The 20,680-nt window shown below is 72.7% G+C and carries 13 protein-coding genes; 10 read left to right on the top strand and 3 right to left on the bottom strand.

Going from position 1 to position 20,680, the window contains the following annotated elements; genetic code table 11:
- Positions 1–20: 20 nt before the first annotated feature.
- Together recN and ACIGFK_RS41195 are read left to right on the top strand one after the other, a co-directional pair.
- Entirely contained in the window at positions 21–1,748 is a 1,728-nt protein-coding gene (gene recN / locus ACIGFK_RS41200) for a DNA repair protein RecN (RefSeq protein WP_376659942.1), read from the top strand.
- Between the two features lie 219 nt (positions 1,749–1,967).
- Positions 1,968–3,086: a glycosyltransferase family 4 protein gene (locus tag ACIGFK_RS41195; protein WP_376659934.1), complete on the top strand. Its 1,119-nt coding sequence runs from the start codon at positions 1,968–1,970 to the stop codon at positions 3,084–3,086.
- 318 nt (positions 3,087–3,404) lie between these two features.
- Here ACIGFK_RS41195 and ACIGFK_RS41190 read toward each other — a convergent pair whose 3' ends face one another.
- Entirely contained in the window at positions 3,405–5,024 is a 1,620-nt protein-coding gene (locus ACIGFK_RS41190; RefSeq protein ID WP_376659935.1) for a PucR family transcriptional regulator, read from the bottom strand.
- A gap of 193 nt (positions 5,025–5,217) precedes the next feature.
- Here ACIGFK_RS41190 and ACIGFK_RS41185 point away from each other — a divergent pair, with 193 nt between their 5' ends.
- Positions 5,218–6,801, top strand: coding sequence for an APC family permease (locus tag ACIGFK_RS41185; protein ID WP_376659936.1), 1,584 nt, complete (start codon positions 5,218–5,220; stop codon positions 6,799–6,801).
- Positions 6,802–6,813: 12 nt separating this feature from the next.
- Positions 6,814–8,454: a flavin monoamine oxidase family protein gene (locus ACIGFK_RS41180; RefSeq protein ID WP_376659937.1), complete on the top strand. Its 1,641-nt coding sequence runs from the start codon at positions 6,814–6,816 to the stop codon at positions 8,452–8,454.
- Between the two features lie 15 nt (positions 8,455–8,469).
- Here the strand turns inward: ACIGFK_RS41180 and ACIGFK_RS41175 are convergent, their stop codons facing one another.
- Both ACIGFK_RS41175 and ACIGFK_RS41170 read right to left on the bottom strand, forming a co-directional pair.
- Entirely contained in the window at positions 8,470–9,852 is a 1,383-nt protein-coding gene (locus ACIGFK_RS41175) for an FAD-binding oxidoreductase (RefSeq protein WP_376659938.1), read from the bottom strand.
- 132 nt (positions 9,853–9,984) lie between these two features.
- A complete protein-coding gene (locus ACIGFK_RS41170) occupies positions 9,985–11,751 on the bottom strand; it encodes a glycoside hydrolase family 15 protein (protein WP_386472851.1) in 1,767 nt (588 codons plus the stop codon).
- A 501-nt stretch (positions 11,752–12,252) separates the two neighbouring features.
- Between ACIGFK_RS41170 and ACIGFK_RS41165 the strand changes: the two genes are divergently transcribed.
- The 6 genes from ACIGFK_RS41165 to ACIGFK_RS41140 all read left to right on the top strand — a co-directional run bounded on the left by ACIGFK_RS41165 (position 12,253) and on the right by ACIGFK_RS41140 (position 20,358).
- Complete coding sequence (locus ACIGFK_RS41165; protein ID WP_376659939.1) at positions 12,253–13,905, top strand: CTP synthase; 1,653 nt, start codon at positions 12,253–12,255, stop codon at positions 13,903–13,905.
- 82 nt (positions 13,906–13,987) lie between these two features.
- Complete coding sequence (locus ACIGFK_RS41160) at positions 13,988–14,620, top strand: NUDIX domain-containing protein (protein WP_376659940.1); 633 nt, start codon at positions 13,988–13,990, stop codon at positions 14,618–14,620.
- Positions 14,621–15,120: 500 nt separating this feature from the next.
- On the top strand, positions 15,121–17,097 hold the full coding sequence (locus ACIGFK_RS41155; protein ID WP_386472843.1) for a tetratricopeptide repeat protein: 1,977 nt from the start codon (positions 15,121–15,123) through the stop codon (positions 17,095–17,097).
- A 152-nt stretch (positions 17,098–17,249) separates the two neighbouring features.
- Entirely contained in the window at positions 17,250–18,365 is a 1,116-nt protein-coding gene (gene ald / locus ACIGFK_RS41150; protein ID WP_376662180.1) for an alanine dehydrogenase, read from the top strand.
- A gap of 368 nt (positions 18,366–18,733) precedes the next feature.
- Complete coding sequence (locus tag ACIGFK_RS41145) at positions 18,734–19,852, top strand: ParA family protein (protein WP_376662179.1); 1,119 nt, start codon at positions 18,734–18,736, stop codon at positions 19,850–19,852.
- Positions 19,837–20,358 (top strand): hypothetical protein, encoded by a 522-nt coding sequence (locus ACIGFK_RS41140; RefSeq protein ID WP_376662178.1) that lies wholly within the window; start codon positions 19,837–19,839, stop codon positions 20,356–20,358. The genes ACIGFK_RS41145 and ACIGFK_RS41140 overlap by 16 nt, the downstream gene beginning before the upstream one ends.
- Positions 20,359–20,680: the final 322 nt, after the last annotated feature.

The raw sequence follows: 20,680 nt of genomic DNA, 5'->3' as shown, positions 1-20,680 counted from the left end.
GTCGTCCCGTGCTTGAGGAGATGCGGATACGGTCGCTCGGGGTCATCGACGACGCGGTGGTCGAGCTGTCGCCCGGTTTCACCGCGGTGACCGGCGAGACCGGCGCGGGCAAGACGATGGTCGTCACCAGCCTCGGGCTGCTGCTCGGCGGTCGCGCCGACCCGGCCCTGGTACGGATCGGCGCCAAGGCCGCGGTGGTCGAGGGCCGCATCGTCATGCGCCCGGACGCCCCCGCCGCCGTACGCGCCGAGGAGGCCGGGGCCGAGCTCGACGAGGGCGCCCTGCTGATCAGCCGGACCGTGTCCGCCGAGGGGCGCTCGCGCGCCCACGTCGGCGGCCGCTCGGTCCCCGTCGGCCTGCTCGGAGAGCTCGCCGACGACCTCGTCGCCGTACACGGGCAGACCGACCAGCAGGGGCTGCTGCGGCCCGCCCGGCAGCGCCAGGCCCTCGACCGGTACGCCGGTGACGCCGTCGCCGTCCCGCTGGAGAAGTACGGGGCCGCCTACCGGCGGCTGCGCGCGGTCGCCGTGGAGCTCGAGGAGATCACCACCCGGGCCCGGGAGCGGGCCCAGGAGGCGGACCTCCTGCGCTTCGGGCTGGACGAGATCGCGGCCGTGGAGCCGGTGGCCGGCGAGGACGCCGAGCTGGCGGCGGAGGCGGAGCGGCTCGGCCACGCCGAATCGCTGGCCTCGGCGGCCCAGCTCGCGCACGCCGCGCTCGCGGGCAATCCGGAGGACCCGGAGGGCATCGACGCGAACACGCTCGTTGCGGGCGCCCACCGCGCACTGGAATCCGTACGCTCCCACGACCCCGCGACGCTCGGCGCGCTCGCCGAACGGATCGGGGAGCTGGGCATCCTGCTCGCCGACGTGGCCGGGGAGCTGGCGGGCTACGCCGACGACCTGGACGCCGATCCGCTGCGGCTGGCCGCGGTGGAGGAGCGGCGGGCGGCGCTGACCCAGCTGACCCGCAAGTACGGCACCACGGGCGGCGTGGACGGCGTACTGGAATGGGCCGAGAAGGGCGCGGAGCGGCTGCTGGAACTGGACGGCGACGACGAGCGGATCACGGAACTGACCGCCGAGCGGGACGGTCTGCGATCCGAACTGTCGCTACTGGCACAGGCGTTGACGGATGCCCGGGTGGAGGCGGCCACGCGGTTCGCCTCCGCGGTGACGGCGGAGCTGGCCTCGCTGGCGATGCCCCACGCGCGGGTGACCATCGACATCCGGCAGGTGGAGGACCCCGAAGGAGTGGAGGTCGACGGCCGTCCGGTCGCGTACGGGCCTTCGGGCACGGACGAGGTCGAGCTGCTGCTGGCCCCGCACCCCGGGGCCCAGCCGCGGCCGATCGCCAAGGGCGCCTCGGGCGGTGAGCTGTCCCGCGTGATGCTGGCCGTGGAGGTCGTCTTCGCGGGCTCCGACCCGGTGCCGACGTACCTCTTCGACGAGGTCGACGCCGGAGTCGGCGGCAAGGCGGCGGTCGAGGTCGGCCGGCGGCTGGCGAAGCTCGCCAAGTCGGCACAGGTCGTGGTCGTCACCCACCTGCCGCAGGTCGCGGCCTTCGCGGACCGGCAGCTGCTGGTGGAGAAGACCAACGACGGGTCCGTCACGAGGAGTGGCGTCACCGTCCTGGAGGGCGAGGACCGGATCCGTGAGCTCTCGCGGATGCTGGCCGGCCACGAGGACTCCGTCTCGGCGCGGGCGCACGCGGAGGAACTCCTGGCGGCGGCGCGCGCGGACGCGTGAGGTACGGCCGAGAGGGACCCGGGGCGTAGGCGCACCGGGCCCTTCGCCTTGTCCGCAGCGGCGCCGGGGTGACTGCGGGCTCGCCCGTGTGGGTGAGGCTCGGGGGTGTCCGGCGGTATCTCGTACGGGATCCGCACCCGTATGGTCCCGGAACGCGCGTGCGGACTGGCATTCTTGGCCACGTCTCTGACTCCTCCCCTCATCCTGGAGCCTCGACCCGTGAGCAGCTCCCCGGTCTCCCCTGCCGCCCCGGCACAGCCCTACGGGCGGCCGCCGCTCCGTACCGTCCAGGTACTCGGCGGCGCCGCCGGTGCGGGCAGCTGCGCGCACGTACGGTCCCTCGCGACGGGCCTCGCCGCGCGCGGTGTCGGGGTCACGGTGTGCGCGCCCGTGCGGGCGGAGGGGGAGTACGACTTCACCGGCGCGGGCGCGGACTTCGCGCCCGACGCGGTGAGCGTGCTGCGGGCGGCGTGCGCCGGGGCGGACGTGGTGCACGCGCACGGCGTACGGGCCGGCGCGCGCGCCCTGCTGGCCCTGCGGGGGCGGCGGGTGCCGCTGGTGGTGAGCTGGCACGGCGACGGCCCGGCGGCCGACGGGGCGCTCGGGCGGCTGAGCAGGATGCTGGAACGGCACGTGGCCCGGGCCGCGGCGGTGGTGCTGGGCCCGTCCTCCGATCAGGTGGACCTGGCGCGGCTGCGGGGAGCGCGGGACGCGAGGCTGTCGCCGGTGGCGGTGGCGGTGTCGGCCGCCGCCGCGGTATCGGAGCCGGGCAAGGTACGGGCGGAACTGGGCGCGGTGGAGCGGCCGTTGCTGATCGCGGTCGGCAGCCTGGTGCCGCACCGGGGGTACTCCGTACTGCTCGACGCGGCGCGGGAGTGGCGGACGCTGGACCCGGCACCGCTGCTGGTGATCGCGGGGGAGGGGCCGCTGCGGGCCGAACTCTCCCGGCGGATCGAGGCGGAGGCCCTGCCGGTGCGGCTGCTGGGGCGGCGCCGGGACGCGGCGCGGCTGCTGGCGGCGGCGGACGTGGCGGTACTGCCGAGCCGGTGGGAGGCGCGGGCCCCGCTGGCGCAGGCGGCGCTGCGGGCCGGGGTGGCGCTGGTCGCCACGGCCGTGGGGGGAGTGCCGGAGCTGGTGGGGGAGGGGGCCGTGCTGGTCCCGCCGGGGGACGCGGGCGCGCTCGCCTCGGCCGTGACCGGCCTGCTGACGGACCCGGACCGCCGGGCCGTGCTGGCCGCCGCCGGGCTGGCGCAGGCCGGCTCCTGGCCGTCGGAGGACGACACGGTGGCGCAGGTCCTGTCGGTCTACGACGAACTGATGGAACGCAGCCGCCGCTAGGGGGTGTCCGGCGGGGCTGGATTCGGCCGAGCCGCACTGTCATGTGCGGCGCCGTTGCGGGGGCGGACGGGCTGGATTCTCCAGCCCCGCCGGCGTTTGAGGCGCGGGCGCGGTAGCGCCGTACAGGGGTCCCGGGGCGGAGCCCCGGGGAACGGGGGAAGGGCGGGTAGGGGACCGCTCCGCGCAGCGGCAGGCGCCCGCAGGCGGACACCCGGTCCCAGCCCGGCCACGGCCCCGGCCGAGCATCGGCGGACGGAGTCCGGCGCAGCGGCGCGAAGCCGTGGAGGCCCACCAGGGCCGAGGCGTGCGAGTGGCGCGTCAGGAAGGCGTGTGGCGGCGGGCGCGGAGGGCCAGGCTGAGGGAGAGCACCGTCTCCGGGTCGTCCAGGTCCGTGCCCAGGAGCTCCGAGATGCGGGCCAGGCGGTTGTAGAGGGTCTGCCGGTTCAGGTGGAGCTCGCGGGCCGTCTCCGCCTTGCGGCCCGCGTGGGCCAGGTACGTCTCCAGCGTGGGGAGGAGAGGGGGCCGGGACGTGGTGTCGTGGGTGCGCAGCGGGCCGATCGCGCGCTCCACGAAGGCCGCCAGGTCGGGGTGCTCGCGCAGCCGCCACAGCAGCAGGTCGATGTCCAGGCGGCGGGCGTCGTACCAGGGCCGGGCCGGCAGGCCGTGCGCAGCGGTGGCGGTCTCCGCCGCGTGCCGCAGCCCCGCCGAGGCCGCCGCCCAGCCGCCCGCGACGCCCACGACCACGGCCGGCGGGGCGACCGCCCGCTCCAGCCCGGCCCGCTCCACACCCGCCCGCAGCGCGGCCGCGACCCGGTCCGCGACCGCCGTGCGCTCCGTTTCGGAGCGCAGGGAGACGAGCAGCGGCACCCGGCCCTCCACCGGGCGGACGCCCAGCAGCACCGGGACCCCGACCGAGGCCAGCTCCTCCAGGACCGCGCGCGCCAGCACCGCCCAGTTGCCGGACGGGCCGAGGTCCGAGCCCAGCCGCATCACGACCGGGAGCAGCGGGCCCGCGCCCGGCTTGAAGCCGAGGACGCGCGCCTGCGACGGGGCGTCGTCCGCGCTGATCCGGCCCTCCGCGAGGTCCGTCAGGAAGTCGCCCCGGCCGCGCGCCGCCAGCTCCTCCTCCTGCCGCGCCTGCATGAGGACCACGGCCAGGACCCCCGCCGTGCGCTCCGCCGCCATCCGGTGCACCGGCTGCAGCGGGGTCGTGACCCCGACCAGGACCACCCGGGCCCGTACCGAGCCCGTGCCGTGACCGCCGCCCGGTACGTCGATCACCACCGTGTTCCCGGCCGGCTCGGCCTCGCGCTGGCCCCGCAGCCCCTCCCACACCTGGAGCGGGTCCGCGCCGGTGTCCGCCGCCCCGCTGCCGGCCGCGTACAGCAGCGAGCCGTCGGGGGTCTCGAGGAAGACCGGGTTGCCCGTGAAGCCGGCCAGGATCCGCAGCACCTGCGGGATGCCCCCGCCGCCCAACAGGGCCTCGGTACACCGCCGGTGGACCTCCTCGGCGCGCTGGAGGAGGGCGTAGTGGTGGTTGACGATCTCGGTGTGGACCTCCTCCGTCACCGCCACGAACGGGACTTCCCGGTGGAGCTGGACGAGCGGCAGGCCGGCGGTGCGGGCCGTTTCCACGATGGTCGCCGGGAGCCGGGTGAACCGCGGGCCCAGCTCGACCACCAGTGCGGCGATGCCCCGGTCGGCGAGGCGGCGTACGAAGGCCCGCTGCTCGGCCGGCCGGGTGCCGAGGCCGAGACCCGTCGTCAGCAGCAGCTCGCCGCCCTTGAGGAGGGAGGCGATGTTCGGCACCTCGCCCGCGTGCACCCAGCGGACGGTGCGCCCCAGGCGGTCGGCGCAGGCGACCACCTCCGGCAGCCCGCTGCGCAGCCCCGGCAGCTCAAGTGCCCGCTGAACTGTGATTCCGCCCTGGTCGTCCATATCGCGGACGCTACCGGGCTGCATGTTCCGGGGACATCACCTACCGGTTACAAAGCCCGATCTGCCCCTCTTCCGGACCGACAACTCGTCTTCTCTGCAAGGAGATTATCGGACCGCGTGCCGATTGTGGTCTGCGTCACGCAGGTAGAGAGTGGCGGCCTCCCGACAGCCTCCCGACAAAGAAGAGGGCGCCATGAGTACAGGTACGACCAGCGGGTCATCCCAGACACCCGCCGCTCCGCAGGTGCAGCGACTCAAGGCAAACTCGGTCGGCCTCGTAGGGGTCGTCTTCATGGCCGTCGCCACCGCCGCCCCGATCACGGCCATGACGGGCAACCTCCCCATCGCCGTCGGCTTCGGCAACGGCACCGGAGCCCCGGCCGGATACCTCTTCGCCACCCTCGTCCTCACCGTCTTCGCGGTCGGCTACGTGGCCATGGCCAAGCGGATCACCGCCGCAGGAGCCTTCTACGGATACATCTCCCACGGCCTCGGCCGGATCGCCGGCATGGCCTCCGGCATGCTCGCCGTCCTCGCCTACATCGTCTTCGAGGCCTCGATCGTCGGCGTCTTCTCCTACTTCACGAAGACCACCGTCCACGACCAGCTGGGCGTCGACCTGCCCTGGGTCGTCTACGCGGCCGCCATGCTGGCCGTCACCGCCGCCCTCGCGCACTTCGACATCAACCTCACCGCCAAGGCCCTCGGCGTGATGCTGATCGCCGAGATCGCCGTGCTCTTCGCCGTCGCCACCGCCGTACTGATCGCGGGCGGCGGGCCGGAAGGCATCCCGCTCGAACCCGTCAACCCGAAGAACGCCTTCACCGGCACCTCCGCCGGCCTCGGCCTCTTCTTCGCCTTCTGGTCCTGGGTCGGCTTCGAGTCCACCGCCATGTACGGCGAGGAGTCCCGCGACCCGAAGCGGGTCATCCCCAAGGCCACCCTGATCTCCGTCGTCGGCGTCGGCCTCTTCTACATCTACGTCTCCTGGATGACCATCGCGGGCAACGGCCTGGCCAAGTCGGTGGAGCTGTCCGCCTCCGCCAGCCCCCTCGACCTCTTCTTCGCGCCCACCCAGACCTTCATCGGCGCCTGGGCCGTCGACGCCTTCCAGTGGCTGCTGCTCACCGGCTCCTTCGCCTGCGGCATGGCCTTCCACCAGTGCGCCGCCCGCTACCTCTACGCCATCGGCCGCGAGGGCTTCCTGTCGCCGAAGCTCGGCCACACCCACCCCAGGCACGGCTCCCCGTACATCGCCTCGGTCGTGCAGACCGCCATCGCCACCGCGCTCGTCGCCGGCTTCTGGCTCACCGGCCAGGACCCGTACCTGCACCTCTACACGCTGCTCGCGATCCTCGGCACGATGGCGATCCTGATCGTCCAGACGCTGTGCTCCTTCGCCGTCATCGGCTACTTCCGCAAGAACCACCCCGAGGACCGGCACTGGTTCAAGACCTTCACCGCCCCGCTCCTCGGCGGCATCGGAATGACCGCCGTCGTGGTGCTGCTCGTCCTCAACATGGAGACCGCGGCCGGCACCGCCGCCGGATCGGTCTTCTTCAAGCTGATCCCGTGGATCGTCGGCGCCGTCTTCCTCGGCGGCCTCGGCCTCGGCCTCTGGCTCAGGGCGAAGGCCCCCGCGCGCTACGAGATCATCGGCCGGATCGTCCTCGAGGACGCCGCCGAGCGGCCCGCCGACGCCGATGCCCAGCCGAACCTGACCGTCCTGCCCGGACAGGGCGCCGCCCCGTCCGACTCCACCTCCGCGAACGTCTGAGGAGCCACCGCCATGGCCCGTACGCCCCTCATGCACGCCCTGCGCCGCCTTGCCGCCGAGCACGCCACGGCCGCGCGCCTCGGCATGCCCGCCGCCGAGGTCCGCGGAGCCACCCGCCGCGAACTCCTCGGCCGGGCCGCCGCCCTCGGCCTCGGAGCCGCCCTCGCCGGCTCCGCCGCCGGAGCCGCCCACGCCGCGGACACCGCCACCTCCACCCCCGACAAGAAGCCCGTCGCCCCGGCCCGCGTCGCCGTCATCGGCGCCGGCATCTCCGGCCTGACCGCCGCCCTCACCCTCAAGGACGCGGGCGTCGCCTGCACCCTGTACGAGGCCAACCCGAGCCGCGTCGGCGGCCGGATGTGGACCCAGCGCGGCCATTGGGCGTACGGACAGACCTCCGAGATCGGCGGCGAGCTGATCGACACCAGCCACAAGAAGATCCTGGAGCTCTGCCGCCGCTTCAACCTGCCCACCGAGGACTTCCTCGGCGGCGGCCCCAACGGGGCCGAGGAAGTCCTCTGGTTCAACGGCGAGTACTACTCCCGCACCCAGGCCGACGAGGACTTCAAGGCCGTCTACCAGGCCCTGCACCGGGACCTCTCGGAGGCCGGCGAGGTCTCCTGGAACACCACCACCGCCGCCGGCACCGCCCTCGACAACATGACCCTGTACGAGTGGATCGAGACCCGTGTCCCCGGCGGCCACGGCTCACAGCTCGGCCGCTTCATCGACGTGGCCTACAACGTCGAGTACGGCGCCGACACCACCGCCCAGTCCGCCCTCGCCCTCGTCCTGCTGATGGGCTACCAGCCCAACCCGGGCAACTTCAACGTCTGGGGCCTTTCCAACGAGCGGTACCACATCACCGGCGGCAACGACCGGCTGCCGAACGCCATCGCCGCCGCCCTGCCCGCCGGCTCGATCGTGATGGGCCGCGAGCTCGTCGCCGTACGGGCCAACGCCGACGGCACCCAGACGCTCACCTTCAACGACTCCGGAGCCGTGCGCACCGCCGTCGCCGACCACACCGTCCTGTGCGTGCCGCTGCCGATCCTCCAGCGCATCGACACCTCGCAGGCCGGCTTCGACCCGCTCATGCGCAACCTCCTGCGCGACGCCCGGATGGGCTACTGCACCAAGCTCAACATGCAGTTCACCGCCCGCCCGTGGCGCGGCACCGGCCCCTGGCCCGGGGTCTCCGCGGGTGACTGCTTCACCGACTCCGAGGTCCAGCAGACCTGGGACACCACCAAGGTGCAGCCCGGCACCGGCGGCATCCTCCTCCAGTACGGCGGCGGCACCCTCGCCGGGTCGCTGACCCCCGCGACCCCCTTCGCCACCGAGTCCGACCCCTACGTACGCGCCCTCGCCGGCCGCATGCTGACCGGCATCGACGCCTTCTACCCGGGCACCAAGGCCGTGTGGACCGGGAAGGCCCAGCTCTCCGCCTGGCACCGCAACCCGTACTCGCTCGGCGCGTACTCGTACTGGCCCACCGGCTACCTGCACCGCTACGCCAAGTACGAGGGCACCGCCCAGGGCAACATCCACATCGGCGGCGAGCACTGCAGCTACGACTTCCAGGGCTTCATGGAAGGCGGCGCCACCGAGGGCGAACGGGCGGCGCGGGAGGTGATCGCCGCCCTGAGCTGACCCTCGGGCCGGGCCTCAGGCCGGCCGGATGTTGTGGTTGAAGCGGAAGACGTTGTCCGGGTCGTACTGCCGCTTCAACGCCTCCAGCCGCGCCAGGTTCTTCTCGCCGAGGCCCGCGACCACCCGGTCCGGGCCCTCGTCGCCCGTGAAGTTGAGGTAGACCGCGCCGGTGCTCCACGGCTGGGCATCGGCGCGGACGTCCCTGACCCACTGCCGGCACCGCTCGTCGTCGGCCGCGTCCTCCCAGACCCCGAACGGGTGCACCGCCCAGGGCGCGTCGCGGAAGGGCAGCGGGTAGTCGCCGGCCCCCGACGCGATCGCACCTCCCTGGGGCCAGACCACGTGCTGGGTGCCCGTCGGCACCGGCATCGAATCGGCGCGGGCGCAGAAGACGTCCACGAACTCGTCGGGCACCCCCGTGAGGTACTCCGCCGACCAGTAGTTCCGCATCCCCGGCGGGTCGTCGAGCATGCACTGCAGCTCGGCGTAGGGGATGTCCATGACCATCTCCACCTCGTGCGGGATCTCCAGCAGCGGCGCGGCCAGCTCGCGCAGCCCGTCCACGGGGCCCGTGTACGTCACCAGCGTTCCGCACAGCAGCAGCCCCACCAGGTGCGGCGGCACGAACTCCTCCGGCGGGCCGGTCAGGTAGATGACCCCGCCGCCCACGTCGGACGGCCCGGCCTCGATGAGGTCCCGGAACGTACGGACCACCTCGGGCCCGCGCTCCGGCAGGTACAGCAGGAACGCGATCGACATGTGCGGCAGCTCGTGGAGCCGCAGCGTCAGCGAGGTCGCGATGCCGAAGTTCCCGCCGCCGCCGTGCAGCCCCCAGAACAGCTCCGGGTGGTCCTCCGCGGTCGCGTGGACCAGCTCGCCGTCGGCGGTGACCAGCTCCGCGCCCAGCAGGTTGTCCGCCGCCAGACCGAACTTCCGGTCCAGCCAGCCGGTGCCGCCGCCCAGGACGAAGCCGCCGACGCCCGTGGTGGAGACCCGGCCGCCCGTGGTCGCCAGCCCGAACGGCTCGCAGGCCCGGTCCAGGTGGCTCATCGTGGCCCCGCCGCCGATGTGCGCCGCCCGCGCCGCCGGATGGACCGTCACCTCGTGCATCCGGCGCAGGTCCACGACCAGCCCGCCGTCGTTCAGCGCCATGCCGGCCACGCTGTGCCCGCCGCCGCGCACCGCGATCTTCAGGTCCAGGTCCCTGGCGAACCGCACGGCCGTCACGACGTCCGCCGCGCTCTCGCACTGGGCGATCACGGCGGGCCTGCGGTCGATCATCGCGTTGAAGACCGTACGGGCCTCGTCGTACCCCGGATCGTCCTGGGTGAACACGTCGCCGGAGAGGTCCTCGCGGAGCGCGGCCAGGGCCGCGCCCGCCTTCGAGAGGGGAGCCATCGCTGCCCCCTTCCTTACCGCGGGAGGGCGGGCATGGGACCTCTCCAGCGTAGGCGGGGGCGATCATCCCGGCGCGGCGAGAAGCCGGATGGCCCGGGCGCGGCGCAGCCCGGGCCGGCGTGATCCGGCGGACTAGCCCCCGTACGCCCCGCTCGCCGTCAGCCGCAGTGCGGTGTCGATCAGCGGAACGTGGCTGAAGGCCTGCGGGAAGTTCCCGACCTGCCGCTGGAGCCGCGGGTCCCACTCCTCGGCCAGCAGGCCCAGGTCGTTGCGGAGCGACAGCAGCTTCTCGAAGAGCCGCCGCGCCTCGTCCACCCGTCCGATCATCGCCAGGTCGTCGGCCATCCAGAACGAACAGGCCAGGAAGGCCCCTTCGTCGCCCTCCAGGCCGTCCACGCCGGCCTCCTCGCCCGCAGTCGGATAGCGCAGGATGAAGCCGTCGGGCGTGGACAGCTCGCGCTGGATCGCCTCGATGGTCCCGATGACCCGCTTGTCGTCCGGCGGCAGGAAGCCCATCTGCGGAATCAGCAGCAGCGAGGCGTCCAGCTCCTGCGAGCCGTACGACTGGGTGAAGGTGTTGCGCTCCTTGTCGTAGCCCTTCTCGCAGACGTCCTGGTGGATCTCGTCGCGCAGCTCGCGCCAGCGCTCCAGCGGTCCGTCCGCGTCCCCGCTCTCGATCAGCTTGATCGTGCGGTCCACCGCCACCCAGGCCATCACCTTCGAGTGCACGAAGTGGCGGCGCGGGCCCCGCACCTCCCAGATGCCCTCGTCCGGCTGGTCCCAGTGGGTCTCCAGGTAGCGGATCAGCTTCAGCTGGAGCAGCGAGGCGTAGTCGCTGCGGGCCAGGCCGGTCATGTGGCCCAGGTGCAGGGCCTCGGTGACCTCGCCGTACACGTCGAGCTGGAGCTGCCCGGCGGCGCCGTTGCCGACGCGGACCGGGCGGGAGTTCTCGTAGCCCGGCAGCCAGTCCAGTTCGGTCTCGCCGAGCTCCCGCTCGCCCGCGATCCCGTACATGATCTGCAGGTTCTCCGGGTCCCCGGCGACCGCGCGCAGCAGCCACTCGCGCCAGGCGCGGGCCTCCTCGCGGTAGCCGGTGCGCAGCAGCGAGGAGAGGGTGATGGCCGCGTCGCGCAGCCAGGTGTAGCGGTAGTCCCAGTTGCGGACGCCGCCGATCTCCTCCGGCAGGGAGGTGGTCGGCGCGGCCACGATGCCGCCCGTGGGGCCGTACGTGAGGGCCTTGAGGGTGATCAGGGAGCGGACCACCGCCTCCCGGTAGGGCCCGTGGTACGTGCACTGGTCGACCCAGTCGCGCCAGAACTCGGCGGTCGACTCCAGCGCCGCCTCGGCGTCCGGCAGCTCGGGCGCGCCCTTGTGCGAGGGCTGCCAGCTGATGCTGAACGCCATCCGCTCGCCGGGCCGGACCGTGAAGTCGGAGTACGTGGTCAGGTCCTTGCCGTACGTCTGGGTGTCGGTGTCCAGCCAGACCGAGTCGGGGCCGGCGACGGCCACGGTGCGCCCGTCGACCTTGTGCACCCACGGCACGACCCGCCCGTAGCTGAAACGCATGCGCAGCGCGGAGCGCATCGGGACGCGCCCGGTGACCCCCTCGACGATCCGGATCAGCTGGGGCGCGTGGTCCTCGCGGGGCGGCATGAAGTCGGTCACCCGGACCGTGCCGCGCGGCGTGTCCCACTCCGACTCCAGGACGAGCGACTCACCGCGGTAGCGGCGGCGCGTGGCCCGCGGGGCCTCGGCTCCGGCCGGCACGGCCGGGCCGATCCGCCAGAAGCCGTGATCCTCGGTGCCGAGAATGCTCGCGAACACGGCGTGGGAGTCGAAACGTGGCAGGCACAGCCAATCCACTGCCCCGTCCCGGCAGACCAGCGCCGCGGTCTGCATGTCCCCGATCAGTGCGTAATCCTCGATGCGCCCGGACACGTTGCATCTCCAGTCGAACGGCCACGTCCGCCCCGAAGGGCGCTTGCATTGCGCGGTTGCGCGGTCTCCTGTGTGCAGGGATCCCCGCGTTGAGCCCATGATTCCGCATAGCGGCTCGGTTAGGCCGTCTGACGGACTGCTCGGCGGCGATGTTGTGCGATATCCGAGCAGGATATGACGGCACCCTAGTGATCCCCTTAAGCGGCCGAAGAATGGCGCTCGGCCAAACGGGTGAGCTGCGGATATGTTCCCCGGCGTCTTCCCGGGAAGCGTCCGGACCGCGTGGCCGGAGGCGGACCGCCCACGGCGCTGATAGGCTGGTACCCCGTGGACCGGTGGTCTGCCTGTGCGAATCAGGAGCCCCGAAACCGCAGCTTCGGCGCCCCCTGAGACCCTTCCGGATCGACGGTGGCCGGCGCCGGACGCACTTCACTTCGCGACCACGGGAGCCCCCTCTTGGCGATGCCGCCCAAATCTCTGACGACCAAGCACATCTTCGTCACCGGGGGTGTCGCTTCCTCCCTCGGCAAGGGCCTCACGGCCTCCAGCCTGGGTGCGCTGCTCAAGGCGCGGGGTCTTCGGGTCACGATGCAGAAGCTCGACCCGTACCTGAACGTCGACCCGGGCACGATGAACCCGTTCCAGCACGGCGAGGTGTTCGTCACCAACGACGGCGCCGAGACCGACCTGGACATCGGCCACTACGAGCGCTTCCTCGACGTCGACCTGGACGGCTCGGCCAACGTCACCACCGGCCAGGTCTACAACACGGTCATCGCCAAGGAGCGCCGCGGCGAGTACCTCGGTGACACCGTGCAGGTCATCCCGCACATCACCAACGAGATCAAGCACCGCATCCGCCGCATGGCGACCGAGGACGTCGACGTCGTCATCACCGAGGTCGGCGGCACCGTCGGCGACATCGAGTCGCTGCCGTTCCTGGAGACCGTCCGCCAGGTCCGCCACGAGGTCGGCCGCGACAACGTCTTCGTCGTGCACATCTCGCTGCTGCCCTACATCGGCCCCTCCGGCGAGCTGAAGACCAAGCCGACCCAGCACTCGGTCGCGGCCCTGCGCAACATCGGCATCCAGCCCGATGCCATCGTGCTGCGCGCCGACCGCGACGTCCCGACCAGCATCAAGCGCAAGATCTCGCTGATGTGCGACGTGGACGAGGCGGCCGTGGTCGCGGCCATCGACGCCAAGTCGATCTACGACATCCCGAAGGTCCTGCACACCGAGGGCCTCGACGCGTACGTCGTGCGCAAGCTCGACCTGCCCTTCCGCGACGTCGACTGGACGGTGTGGGAGGACCTCCTGGACCGGGTCCACAACCCCGACCACGAGGTGAAGGTCGCGCTCGTCGGCAAGTACATCGACCTGCCCGACGCCTACCTGTCGGTGACCGAGGCGCTGCGCGCCGGCGGCTTCGCCAACAAGGCCCGCGTCCAGATCAAGTGGGTCACCTCCGACGACTGCAAGACCCCGGCGGGCGCGGCGGCGCAGCTGGCCGACGTGGACGCGATCTGCGTGCCCGGCGGCTTCGGCGACCGCGGTGTCAACGGCAAGGTCGGCGCGATCACCTACGCCCGCGAGAACAAGATCCCGCTGCTCGGCCTGTGCCTGGGCCTCCAGTGCGTGGTCATCGAGGCGGCGCGGAACCTGGCGGGCATCGAGGACGCGAACTCCACCGAGTTCGACCCCTCCACCGCCAACCCGGTCATCTCCACCATGGAGGAGCAGCTGGCCTTCGTCGAGGGCGCGGGCGACCTGGGCGGCACGATGCGCCTGGGCATGTACCCGGCGAAGCTCGCCGAGGGCTCGATCGTGCGCGAGGTCTACGGCGACCAGGCGTACGTGGACGAGCGCCACCGCCACCGCTACGAGGTGAACAACGCCTACCGCGGCGAGCTGGAGAAGAAGGCGGGCATCGTCTTCTCCGGCACCTCCCCGGACAACAAGCTCGTCGAGTACGTCGAGTACCCGCGCGAGGTGCACCCCTACCTGGTGGCCACCCAGGCCCACCCGGAGCTGCGCTCGCGCCCGACCCGCCCGCACCCGCTGTTCGCGGGCCTGGTCAAGGCGGCCGTGGAGCGCCAGCAGTCGGCGAAGTGAGTCTGCCGACCGCATAACGTAGACAGCCGGGGTACGGATCTTCCGTACCCCGGCTGTCGCGCTTTGTGGAGGGCTTCGGGGAATGAACATCAAGGACACGGCGGAATCCTGGGAGACGGTGTCGACGCAGCGGCCTTTCCAGGGCGCCAAGACGGCCGTCGACTCCGACGAAGTGCGGATGCCGGACGGATCCGTGGCCCGCCGCGACTACCAGGTGCACCCCGGATCGGTCTGCGTGCTGGCCCTCGACGGGGACGGGCGGGTCCTGGTGCTGAGCCAGTACCGGCACCCGGTGCGGCGGCGGCTGTGGGAGCTGCCGGCCGGGCTGCTCGACGTACAGGGGGAGAACCCGCTGCACGGGGCGCAGCGCGAGCTGTACGAGGAGGCCCACGTGAAGGCGGAGGACTGGCGGGTGCTCGCCGACTTCTACGCCTCCCCGGGCGGCTCCGACGAGGCCATCCGCATCTTCCTGGCGCGGGACGTCTCCGAGGCGGAGGGGGAGCGGTACGCGGAGACCGGCTCCGAGGAGGCCGACATGGTGGTGACCTGGGTCCCCCTCGCCGACCTGGTCCGGGGCGTCCTGGCGGGCGAGCTGGGCAACCCGGGCCTCGTGACGGGCGTCCTGGCGCTCTCGGCCGCGCTCGCCTCCGCGGACGGCCTCGACGCCCTCCGCCCCGCCGACGCCCCTTGGCCGGCCCGCCCGTACGAGGCGTAGCCCCGCGCCCCTGGGCTCAATCGCCGCCGGGGCCGGATCGTGCCCGTGCGCGCCGCCGCTGGCGGGGGCCGGCCCCCCGACCCCCGGTCCTCAAACGCCGGACGGGCTGATTTGGCTCCGGCGGCGCCTCAAACGCCGGCGGGGCTGAAATCGCCCTGCGGGCAATCCAGCCGCACCGGCCCGGCGGCCCGGCCGAAATCCAGCCCCGCCGGCGTTTGAGGCGCGGGGTCCGGGGCGGAGCCCCGGGGGAAGGGTGGGTAGGGGACCGGCTCCGCGCAGCGGCACCCGCCCGGCCCGCACGCGGTCGCCCACCACACGGCTCCCGGCACCGGCACCGGCACCGGCACTCGGCGCACGGGCGAAAGAGGGCCGACGCGCGAAAAGAAGAACATCGGCTGATCCGATCAGGCGATATGACCGCCGCGCTCCACACGAGTCGTCGCTCTGCGTGAACTACGCTCGGGATCCCCGAAGGCAGGGGCAGGGAGAGGAGCGGATCCGTGGCGGATTTCGTCGGGCGGCGGCGTGAGCTCAAGGAGCTGCGCGAGGACATCGCACGGACCGGGCTCGACACGCTCTCCGGCCGCAAGGCAAAGGCCCCCCGCGCCCGGGTGCTGCTCGTCGCCGGGCGCCCCGGATCCGGGCGGACCGCCCTCGCCGAGGCGTTCGTGCGCGAGGTCGCCGAGGAGTACCCCGACGGGGTCCTCCGGACCCGGCTCACCGCGCCCGGCGGCGAGACCGTGGCCACCGAGCGGGCCGTACGGGACCTGCTGGAGGCACTGGGCCGGCCCACTCCCCCCGGCGCCGGCGAGGACGAGCTCAGCTCGGCCCTGCGCTCCGCGCTCGACGGCCGGCGCGCGATCATCCTGGTCGACGACGCCGCCGACCCGCACCAGGTCGACGCCCTGCTCCCGGACACCCCCGAATGCCTCGTCGTCGTCACCGCGGAGGGGCCGCTCACCGGCATCCCCGACGTGCGGCCCTGCACCCTCGGCGGGCTCGACACACCCTCCGCCGTGCGGATGCTCGTCCACCGCATCGGCGACACCCGTGTCACCGCCGACCCCCGCGCCGCCGAATCCCTCGCCGAGGAGTGCGGGGGCCAGCCCGCCGCGCTGGTCCTCGTCGGCGGCTGGCTCGCCGCCCACCCCAAGGGCTCCGTCGCCGACGTGGCCAAGCAGCTCCACGACATGCCGGCCAGCACCGGGGGCCCGCTCGCCCGGTGCTTCCGGCTCGTCTACGAGAGCCTGCCGCAGCCCGCCCAGCGGACCCTGCGGCTGCTGCCCCTGGCCCCCGCCGGGATGGTCGACTCGCACACCGCCTCCGCCCTCGCCGGATGCTCCGTGGCCGCGGCCCAGTCCACGCTGGACGATTTCGCCGCGCTGGGCCTCGTACGCCCCGCCCACGACGGACTGTTCCTCCTGCCCGGCTGCCTCGCACCGCTGCTCCAGGCCCTGCTGGAGGCCAAGGAGCGCCCGGCGGAGGTCCAGCTGGCGCGGGCCCGGATGCTGGAGCGGACGGTACGGCTGCTGCACTCGTGCCGGGCGATGGCCGAACCCCGGGACGCCGGGGACGACGTCGGGCTGCGGGAGGTGCTGGACGGGCTGCCGCGCGCGCTGCGCTTCCCCGACCGGCGGGCCGCCGCCACCTGGCTGGACACCCGGCTGCCCGCGCTGTCCGCCGCCGCGTCCCTCGCGGTGGCCGACGGGGAGCTGGACACCCTGGCCCGGCGGCTCGTCGCGGGCCTCGTACGGGCCCTCGCGGAGCACCGCGGGACCGCCGAGGCCGCCCCCGAGCTGTACGGGCTGCACCGCCTGGTCCTGGACGTGGCCGAGCGCCGCGGCCTGCACCGGGAGCAGGCCGCCGCCCTGCTGAACCTGGCCGACCTGGACGCCGGGACCGGCCGGACCCGGGAGGCCCTGGAGCGCTACCGGGCCGCCCTGGACGCGGGAAGGGCGGCGAACGACCCGTACGCGAGCGGCCGCGCGATGGAATCCGTAGGCGGCGCCTACCAGGAGCTGGCGGACTGGCACCGGGCCTCCGACTGGTTCGGCCGCGCCCTGTCCCAGGCCCTCGCGCGGGGGGAGCGGGCGGACGAGGCGCGGCTGTACGGACGGCTCGGGAACGTGCACACCTACGCCGGCCGCTACGGGGACGCACTGCGCAGCTGGCGGGCGGCCGCCGCCGGGTACCGGAAGCTGGCCGATGTGCCGGGCCAGGCAAAGGCGTTGAGCGAGATGGCGCGGGTCCAGGAGTACGCCGGCCGGCCGGAGGAATCGCTGCACACCTGCCGCGAGGCGGTGGAGCTGGCGCGCCGTGCCGGGGACCAGCGGCTTCAGGCCGCTCTGCAGGTCCGACTGGCCGACACGCTGGACAGGCTGGGCGACCCGGCAGCTGCCAGGCTGCACCGGTCCGCAGCCGACAGATTGCTGGGCGACGACCCCGCAGCCTGCGAAATCCGCAGTGGATCCGACTAAGATTATTTGTTTGCAAGGCTAGACACGCGACAATCCTTCAATAAACTGGGTTCACCACGTCATCCGTGGTGCATCCCGTTGCGCGTTCTTGTGGGCGGGTATGTATGGAAGTGCCCCGTTCAATCCCCCTGAGTCAAGGACCGTGATCGACGATGAAGGTCGGCATCCCCCGCGAGGTCAAGAACAACGAGTTCCGTGTGGCCATCACCCCCGCCGGTGTCCACGAGCTCGTCCGTAACGGCCACCAGGTCTTCATCGAGCAGAACGCCGGTGTCGGCTCCTCGATCACCGACGCCGAGTACGTCGCCGCCGGCGCCGAGATCCTCGGCACCGCCGACGAGGTCTGGGCCACCGCCGACCTGCTGCTGAAGGTCAAGGAGCCCATCGCGGAGGAGTACCACCGCCTCCGCAAGGACCAGACCCTCTTCACCTACCTGCACCTGGCGGCCTCCCGCGAGTGCACGGACGCCCTGCTGGAGTCCGGCACCACCGCCATCGCGTACGAGACGGTCGAGCTCGCCAACCGCGCGCTCCCGCTGCTCGCCCCGATGTCCGAGGTCGCGGGCCGCCTGGCCCCGCAGGTCGGCGCCTACCACCTGATGCGCTCGGCCGGCGGCCGCGGCGTGCTCCCCGGCGGTGTCCCCGGCACCCACGCCGGCGAGTGCGTCGTCATCGGCGGCGGCGTCTCCGGCTGGAACGCCGCGCAGATCGCCATCGGCATGGGCTTCCACGTGACCCTGCTCGACCGCGACATCAACAAGCTCCGCGAGGCCGACAAGATCTTCGGTACGAAGATCAAGACGATCGTCTCCAACGCCTACGAGCTGGAGAAGGCCGTCGTCGAGGCCGACCTCGTCATCGGCGCGGTGCTGATCCCGGGTGCGAAGGCCCCCAAGCTGGTCACCAACGAGCTCGTCGCCAAGATGAAGCCCGGAAGTGTCCTTGTCGACATTGCGATCGACCAGGGCGGCTGCTTCGAGGACTCCCGTCCGACCACCCACGCCGAGCCGACCTTCCAGGTCCACAACTCGGTCTTCTACTGCGTCGCCAACATGCCGGGCGCGGTCCCGAACACCTCCACCTACGCGCTGACGAACGCCACGCTGCCCTACATCGTGCAGCTCGCGAACCTCGGCTGGGCCGAGGCGCTGCGCCGTGACCCCGCGCTCGCGCTGGGCCTCAACACCCATGACGGGCAGGTCGTTTACGGCCCCGTCGCCGAGGCCCACGGCCTCGAGACCCTCGAGCTGAGCACGCTGCTCGGCTGAGCCGTCAACGACTGACGTCAATCTCACGTATCCGGCCGGACCTTGCCCGCAAGGTCCGGCCGGACGCGTTTGCGAGGAACCTGCGAACCCCGCTCAACTCGCCTCGAACGTAACCCTTTAACCCTTTCGCACACCCGCGAAACTTCACGGCGACAGTCCGTGCGCCCTTGACAGAGTGGTGTTCGGTTGCCGACACATCGTGCCGGGTCCGACGGATTGTGTTGCCGCTGAGCGGTGACACGCCATAGAGTCGCCAACCGTCGGCATGGTGCCACGCTGACCTATCGATAAGTGTCCTGGTCACGTCCGAGGAGGTAAGACGACTTGTGAATGAGTCGACATTTGCTCCTGGGGGTGGTCGAGCGGGTATGCCCGCGCGGGGCGAGAGCCCTGCCGGGCTCGAGGCTGTCGGCTCCGTCGCAGTACGCACCTTCGCAAACCACCAGCACCTGACGACGCCCCAAAAGAGCATGGACGGCCTAGACGTGAACTCCACGGCCGGCGACCACGGTGGCGATACGCCCATTGGTTTCGCCGACTACGACCAGGTGCCCGAGGGGCACTTCTACGACCCCGACGCGGAGTACGAACCGGACCCCGAGTACGCGGCCACCCTCGCCCCCGACGCTGCCCGTCAGCGCCGTGAGCGGATCGGCCCGACCGGACGCCCGCTCCCGTACTTCCCGATCCCGGGTCCGCTGACCGACCACGGTCCGGCGAAGATCATCGCGATGTGCAACCAGAAGGGCGGCGTGGGCAAGACCACGTCGACCATCAACCTGGGTGCCGCGCTCGCCGAGTACGGGCGCCGCGTGCTGCTCGTCGACTTCGACCCGCAGGGCGCGTTGTCCGTGGGCCTCGGCGTGAACCCGATGGAACTCGACCTGACGGTCTACAACCTGCTCATGGAGCGGGGCATGTCGGCCGACGAGGTGCTGCTCAAGACGGCGGTCCCCAACATGGACCTGCTGCCGAGCAACATCGACCTGTCGGCTGCGGAAGTGCAGTTGGTCAGCGAGGTCGCGCGCGAGTCGACCCTGCAGCGGGCCCTGAAGCCCCTGATGGCCGACTACGACTACATCGTGATCGACTGTCAGCCCTCGCTCGGTCTGCTGACCGTGAACGCCCTGACGGCGGCTCACAAGGTCATCGTCCCGCTGGAGTGCGAGTTCTTCGCACTGCGCGGTGTGGCGCTGCTGACCGAGACCATCGAGAAGGTGCAGGAGCGGCTCAACCCGGAGCTGGAGCTCGACGGCATCCTCGCCACGATGTACGACTCCCGTACGGTGCACAGCCGCGAGGTGCTGGCGCGCGTGGTCGAGGCCTTCGACGACCACGTCTACCACACGGTCATCGGCCGGACGGTGCGCTTCCCGGAGACCACGGTGGCCGGCGAGCCGATCACCACGTACGCCTCCAACTCCGTCGGCGCCGCCGCCTATCGCCAGCTGGCCAGGGAGGTGCTCGCCCGGTGTCACGCCGAGTGAGTCTGCCCGGAGCCGACGAACTGTTCCGCACGACAGGGGGGATGGCCCTCCAGTCGTCCTCGCCGCGGCGAGGGGCCGACGAGGCGTCGGGCGCGGCGGGCGAACACTCGGCCGCTTCGGCGGAGGGCGGCTCGCCGGGGGAGGGCCGCAGCCGGGAGGCTGAGGCCGGTACGGAGCCCGTCGTGGGCGCACCGCGGCGGCCGCAGGAAGGTTCTGTCAGCGGAACCGGCCCCGCGGGGCCGGCGGGCGCCGGCCGCGGCAAGGGGCAGGGCCGGGGCGCGAACCGGCGGCCCAGCGGGCGGGAGCGGCACGACGAGAAGATCACGGTGTACGTATCCGCCGAGGAACTGATGGACCTGGAACACGCCCGGCTGGTGCTCCGCGGGGAGCACGGGCTGGCTGTGGACCGCGGCCGCATCGTCCGCGAGGCGGTCGCCGTCGTCCTGGCGGACCTGGAGTCCCGGGGCGACGCGAGCATCCTGGTCCGGCGGCTCCGCGGCCGCTGAGCGACTGCGGCCCGCCGGTCGCTACCGCGGGCTCGTCATCGGAAGGCCCGGCACCCTTGGGGTGCCGGGCCTTCCGGCCGTCTCGGGCCCCGCCCGACGGGATCCGGTCGCCCGCGGGGCGATTCCATCCCTTCCGGCCCTTCAGGCCGTCTGGGGTTCTGCCGGCGGGGTCTGGTCGCCCGCGGGCCAATTCCAGCCCCTCCGGCGTTTGAGGAGCGGGGTCTGGGGCGGAGCCCCAGGAAACCCGGCCCCGCCGGGCAGGGGGGGGGGGGCGGGCCCCCGCGGCCAACCCACCCGGGGGGGGGGGGGGGCGCGGGGGCGT

It is taken from the genome of Streptomyces sp. NPDC085524, from assembly GCF_044541755.1.
Classification (GTDB): domain Bacteria; phylum Actinomycetota; class Actinomycetes; order Streptomycetales; family Streptomycetaceae; genus Streptomyces.
The sequence above is the reverse complement of the archived record's forward strand: the minus strand, read 5'-3'. Positions and strand labels throughout refer to the sequence as shown.

Excerpts from the sequence above, each read along its gene's own strand:
- recN (WP_376659942.1), top strand. The coding sequence starts at position 21 with ATGCGGATACGGTCGCTCGGGGTCATCGACGACGCGGTGGTCGAGCTG.
- ACIGFK_RS41190 (WP_376659935.1), bottom strand. The coding sequence starts at position 5,024 with ATGGACGACCAGGGCGGAATCACAGTTCAGCGGGCACTTGAGCTGCCG.
- ACIGFK_RS41185 (WP_376659936.1), top strand. The coding sequence starts at position 5,218 with ATGAGTACAGGTACGACCAGCGGGTCATCCCAGACACCCGCCGCTCCG.
- ACIGFK_RS41180 (WP_376659937.1), top strand. The coding sequence starts at position 6,814 with ATGGCCCGTACGCCCCTCATGCACGCCCTGCGCCGCCTTGCCGCCGAG.
- ACIGFK_RS41175 (WP_376659938.1), bottom strand. The coding sequence starts at position 9,852 with ATGGCTCCCCTCTCGAAGGCGGGCGCGGCCCTGGCCGCGCTCCGCGAG.
- ACIGFK_RS41170 (WP_386472851.1), bottom strand. The coding sequence starts at position 11,751 with ATGCAGACCGCGGCGCTGGTCTGCCGGGACGGGGCAGTGGATTGGCTG.
- ACIGFK_RS41165 (WP_376659939.1), top strand. The coding sequence starts at position 12,253 with ATGCCGCCCAAATCTCTGACGACCAAGCACATCTTCGTCACCGGGGGT.
- ACIGFK_RS41160 (WP_376659940.1), top strand. The coding sequence starts at position 13,988 with ATGAACATCAAGGACACGGCGGAATCCTGGGAGACGGTGTCGACGCAG.
- ald (WP_376662180.1), top strand. The coding sequence starts at position 17,250 with ATGAAGGTCGGCATCCCCCGCGAGGTCAAGAACAACGAGTTCCGTGTG.
- ACIGFK_RS41145 (WP_376662179.1), top strand. The coding sequence starts at position 18,734 with ATGCCCGCGCGGGGCGAGAGCCCTGCCGGGCTCGAGGCTGTCGGCTCC.